Genomic DNA, 4763 nt, shown 5'->3' on the forward strand with positions numbered 1-4763 from the left:
GATGCCTTAGGCATCGCCCCTAAAGACGCACCTGAAATGCCCGGCTACGCCGCCATGTTGAAAGGGTATGTGAAGGTTGACCCGTTTGAGTGCATTCTTTGTGGGCATCGTTTAACGTTTCTTCGCTTTAGGGCTGGGGCCGCTGTCAGAGCTGGTCCACCATGCTCTGGTTCAAGCTCAAATCAGGTCAATTTAGGCATTTCACAGGATGAGTGTATCTGAAATAGCGAAAACACCATGAAAGTGCTCAACAAACATCCGTGTTTAGATTGTAGAGCAGAAGTTAGAGTAGTCAGCGCCTCATTCTGACGTGAGTTATGTCGCGATTGTTCAGGTAAGGAATCATTCAGATTCCTTACCTTCAAGAAACATATCGTCCATCCTGTGACCCAACAACAGCGATTGATGACCTCTTGTGTGGTCTAGGTGTGCGGGAACGGTACAGCACGATGGTCGATGGAGATTATGGTGCAATGTCATGGCTGAAAGATGTAAATGGCACAAAGTCAGTATTTATCTCTATCAGCACAAATTGACTTTCACATGTGAAAGCGGCCCCAGCAATTGGGGCCTTTTTGATTGGAGACTAGTAAGTCCCCATCCAAAAATGGCTTCTGGTTCAACGATGACAGTATCCATCAAAGCTATGGATCGGAATTAAATGAAAAAACAACCTAAAAACAACTTTCACATGTGAAAGTGGAATAGGTAAGGAGTGAAAATGAAACCACAAATGATGATAAAAATGGCAGCAGCCTACATGATGGCATCAGCTGTAATTTGGAGTGCTGGAGTATGGTTACTAGAACTACCCTCCCCTCTTGGTACTCAAACATGGACGACGTGGTTGGGAGATCCAATTTTAGTTCTAGTATGCGCATCTTTCATTTCGTACTTGCTTGTAACCTATAACTCAACTGGATTGCTCTTCACTAAAATCTGGATGCTGTGCAATGTCTGCTTGTCTGCGTACAGCCTATTCATGACGTTCGATGATCTAATGCTGGCTGGTGGATGTTTAGCGATTCTCTTAGGGTCTCTTTGGTTCTTGAAGGAACTGGAGCGACCAGAAATGAAAGGGGCCTATACCGCTATTTCGGCATTACACAAACAAATGTGGAATGCTCTATCAGGACAACAGTAAGGAATTAATCATTCTTAAAAAAATTCTAGCTACCACCCTTCTCTACTTCGTTTTTAATGCACCAATTATGGCTGAAACCTTTTATGGGAAGGTGGTACGAGTCAGCGATGGTGACACTATAAAAGTCCTCACAGATGCCTCATGCACTGGCACCTATCAGTGTACCGATGGTAAAAAAGAACACCGTATTAGACTTGCAGAAATCGACACACCCGAGTCGAAACAACCCTGGGGAAAGAAAGCAAAACAAGCCCTTCTTTCTATAGTGGGTGGGAAATTCGTTCGTGTAGAACAAACCGACGTTGATCGTTATGGCCGCATTGTTGGTCATATCTACGTCGATGATTTGTGGGTAAACGGACAACTGGTAAAAACGGGTAACGCATGGGTATACAGGCGGTATGCAAAAAGCACTGAACTGTTCTCTTACGAGCAAGAGGCAAAACAGAATGGGGTAGGCTTATGGGCATTGCCGGAAGCAGAAAGAATGCCACCTTGGGAAGGGAGACGTAAAAAGTGAAACTATCCATTAACAACCAACTGGGTAGGGATGTAAGCACATTGGCTTTGAATGTATTTGGTATTTTTGTCTATATCAGCCTGATCCGGATATACCTCCACCAGCTGACGCTTCCAGAGCCACTACTTTTTGCTCTTATGTTCTTCCTTGTATTCAATATCTACTATGAGTTTAAAGCGGGGATATCCCGCTTAACCCATGTAAGAATACTGTGTACCATCATTATCTTTTGTGTTGCGGCATTCCTTGCCCAAGAGATTAGAGGTGTCTATCTAACAACTATGGCCGAACTTACAAACTACGAGATCGCAGAAGAACTCATAGGGCAAGAGTACTTAAAAGCTGCTCAAAATAGAGTTGTTGGTTACGGTGGGTGTTTTGCAGTTGGTTTGGTAACGGCGAGAATGTTGCTCTACAAAATCTTAGTTAACGTGGCAAGTAGAGTTTTGGTATTGCCTAACTATCGCGGTAACGTTTGTCCAATGTGCCAGCAACCGACACAAATCCATTAAATCCTCAGCCGACTTTCACATGTGAAAGTCAGTACTTCATCATATCACCTGACGATAGAAGCCCTTTCTCCACAAAGCATTTCATCAAAGACATACTCAAAAAAAATCGCTCTCGCTCACTAAGGACCAAAATGTTGGCGTTATGCATTTCACGATATGCAATTACCCTCATCATACTTGCTTCAAGCGGTTCTGCTTGGCCTATTACTGCTTTAATGTCTGGCAGGCTATCTAGATCCACGCCAGGCACAGCTTCGTGCAGTGTATTTAATTTAAACACTAATATTTACCCAATAAATAATTTGCTTTCAAAGGTTTACGATAAGTAAAAGTTAATATAGTAGATCTTATCAATCAAGGTTCGAGCCGTTTCTGCCAACGAAACAAGGTTGCGATACTAATACCAAAGTGTTCGCTTGTTTGCTCAAACGTAAGTTGGTGCTTTTCTTTGCAGGCAAACACCCTCTGCCTAAAATCTAAACTATATGCCATCCGCGCATTATCTGACAATAAAAAATTATTTAGCTATAGTTCAATTCCATCGAAGAGATATACCGACATCTCTACAGGATTTAGATATTGCCATTTTATTTAAAGTGCTATAAAATGATTCTGTGAATATTGGTCTGGAGCATAAATGAAACCAAACATGCAGGGGCAGCTGGAGCTTTTCCATGTGGAAGAAGCTTATGCACAAGCTGATTGTCCAATGACCAATGCAGAGCTATATGCGAAGGTAGCGAGTATAACCGGGCTATCAGAGGCTGAAATCAATAGTAAAGCCGAAAACGGCAAAGCCAAGGCACAACACAGCCCTATCAAAAGAAAAATTCGTTGGTTTCAGCAAACATTAAAGTCTATGAATATCATCCAAAAAGTGGACGGTGAGCGTGGCGTATGGAAGCTGGCAAACAGAAGATTCCCCCGGGCATGCCCGGGGTACTTACCGTGACAAGGCTAAAACGTTGACCAAAATTACAAACAGCTTACGCTGTAATTTTGGAATTAGCATTCATCCACGGGTAAACCCGTGGTTTTCTGTATGCACAGAATAAAAAAGGGCTTCATGAAGCAATGGGCGAAGTAAAGCTTGTCGCATATTCAACAAATCTAGGCATCGCTATTTGGGGCAATAGCAAAAAGGTATTCACAGAGCTTGGAGAACCAATCCACCTTTGTGTGACATCCCTCCGTATCCTTTAAAAATCGAGCGCGGGTATGGGAATGTTAGTGAACAGGCATGGGTGGACTTTATCACCGATTCTTTGGAACCAATTGTAGAAAACTTGGTGCCAGGGGATTCTGTGGTACTCAACGTGAGTAACGACATTTTTGAAAGTAAACGCCCTTCACGTTCAACTTACCTTGAACGTATGGTCTTAGCTCTAAATGATCGATTAGGGCTTTCATTAATGGACCGTTTGCCCTGGATAAACACATCCAAGCCACCAGCTCCAACCCAATGGGCTTGCGTTAACCGTATGCAGCTTTGTTCCGCGTGGGAACCTGTTTACTGGTTTACGAACGATCCAGACCGAGTTCGCTCTGATAACCGAAGAGTTTTGGTAAAGTACACTGAGCAACATAAGAAATTACTCGAACAAGGGGGCGATAGTCGTATCGCTACTTACGGTGATGGTGCTTACCGATATAAGAGGGAATGCCTTTTCCAATAAAACGCAAGGCAAGATCCCTAAAAACATAATCCAACGAGGTCATCGCTGTGCTGATACATCAGCTGTAAGGAAGATAGCCAAGGAATTGGGTTTACCACCACACCCTGCAATGTTTCCTACAGACATTCCATCATTCGCTATTGAGTTCGTAACCAATGAAGATGAGCTGGTGGTTGATCTCTTTTCTGGTAGCAATAAAACCGGACTGGCAGCGGAGAGAGCGGGGCGACGTTGGGTTGCATGTGAATTAATTTTAGAGTACGTGCGAACACAAGCTGAGTTGTTTAGCTCGTTTGCTGGCTTTTGGATGAATCCTGCTTTGGCCTGTGTCGGTCGAAGTGTTAAATAAACTCGTGATTACTGGAGAGTACATTATGAACAAACCTTCAAACACACCAAGCACACTGGTTGTATCCATACTTTGTATTTTAGTCCTGGCTCTGGAGTTTGCTGCTGTAACCCATTTTACTGGTTCTACTTCACCTTTAGATTGGGATCGCATCACGCTTATCTCCGTTGCTTATTTAGCCGCAAGTACCATTTTAGGTGCCACATTTTGCTTGGTTAAAAGCAAGTTGCGTTTCAATACTCTGCAACATGAAAAAATATGGGATAGCAAGAATGCCAGATCAATGCGATAAAGCAGGACTAAGCCGTTAGTGCAATAACCAGGATGTTCGACAGGTTCAGCTACGTTGCCAGGCTGCTGGTGTATTTGGTACGAACGAGTTCAAAGGGCCTGTCGTATATATGTGTAGAGAGTGTAGAAAGTCTAATAGAGGGTCTTTCAAGATAGCGATGCTACGCATCGAGCTAGGGCGCTGTTAATTCATTGATACTCTTATCATTCATAGTACGTTATCCTATCCTTACGTTCCCCTCCTCTAGATTTTTACGTGGTTCAATACTCA

At 43.2% G+C, this 4763-nt stretch carries 8 protein-coding genes and 1 pseudogene; 8 read left to right on the forward strand and 1 reads right to left on the reverse strand.

Translation table 11 applies throughout. The annotated features are described in order from the left end of the window. The 4 genes and pseudogenes from H5300_RS25565 to H5300_RS25580 all read left to right on the forward strand — a co-directional run. Positions 1-196: pseudogene (locus H5300_RS25565) on the forward strand (IS91 family transposase); the annotation flags it as partial. 525 nt (positions 197-721) lie between these two features. Beyond that, entirely contained in the window at positions 722-1144 is a 423-nt protein-coding gene (locus tag H5300_RS25570; RefSeq protein WP_182797242.1) for a hypothetical protein, read from the forward strand. 67 nt (positions 1145-1211) lie between these two features. Then, positions 1212-1664, forward strand: coding sequence for a thermonuclease family protein (locus H5300_RS25575; protein ID WP_220503582.1), 453 nt, complete (start codon positions 1212-1214; stop codon positions 1662-1664). Further along, positions 1661-2176: a hypothetical protein gene (locus tag H5300_RS25580; protein ID WP_182797243.1), complete on the forward strand. Its 516-nt coding sequence runs from the start codon at positions 1661-1663 to the stop codon at positions 2174-2176. The genes H5300_RS25575 and H5300_RS25580 overlap by 4 nt, the downstream gene beginning before the upstream one ends. Before the next feature lie 354 nt (positions 2177-2530). Here H5300_RS25580 and H5300_RS28565 read toward each other — a convergent pair whose 3' ends face one another. After that, entirely contained in the window at positions 2531-2668 is a 138-nt protein-coding gene (locus H5300_RS28565) for an IS630 transposase-related protein (protein ID WP_182797244.1), read from the reverse strand. Positions 2669-2813: 145 nt separating this feature from the next. Between H5300_RS28565 and H5300_RS25590 the strand changes: the two genes are divergently transcribed. The 4 genes from H5300_RS25590 to H5300_RS25600 all read left to right on the forward strand — a co-directional run bounded on the left by H5300_RS25590 (position 2814) and on the right by H5300_RS25600 (position 4493). Then, positions 2814-3128 (forward strand): winged helix-turn-helix domain-containing protein, encoded by a 315-nt coding sequence (locus H5300_RS25590; RefSeq protein WP_182797245.1) that lies wholly within the window; start codon positions 2814-2816, stop codon positions 3126-3128. A 292-nt stretch (positions 3129-3420) separates the two neighbouring features. Then, a complete protein-coding gene (locus H5300_RS28170) occupies positions 3421-3852 on the forward strand; it encodes a hypothetical protein (RefSeq protein WP_310736194.1) in 432 nt (143 codons plus the stop codon). A gap of 85 nt (positions 3853-3937) precedes the next feature. Continuing rightward, positions 3938-4201: a DNA methyltransferase gene (locus tag H5300_RS28175; protein ID WP_259397950.1), complete on the forward strand. Its 264-nt coding sequence runs from the start codon at positions 3938-3940 to the stop codon at positions 4199-4201. 25 nt (positions 4202-4226) lie between these two features. Beyond that, positions 4227-4493 (forward strand): hypothetical protein, encoded by a 267-nt coding sequence (locus H5300_RS25600; protein WP_182797246.1) that lies wholly within the window; start codon positions 4227-4229, stop codon positions 4491-4493. Positions 4494-4763 lie beyond the last annotated feature (270 nt).

This window comes from Vibrio sp. SG41-7 (genome assembly GCF_014164465.1).
Taxonomy (GTDB): Bacteria; Pseudomonadota; Gammaproteobacteria; order Enterobacterales; family Vibrionaceae; genus Vibrio; species Vibrio splendidus.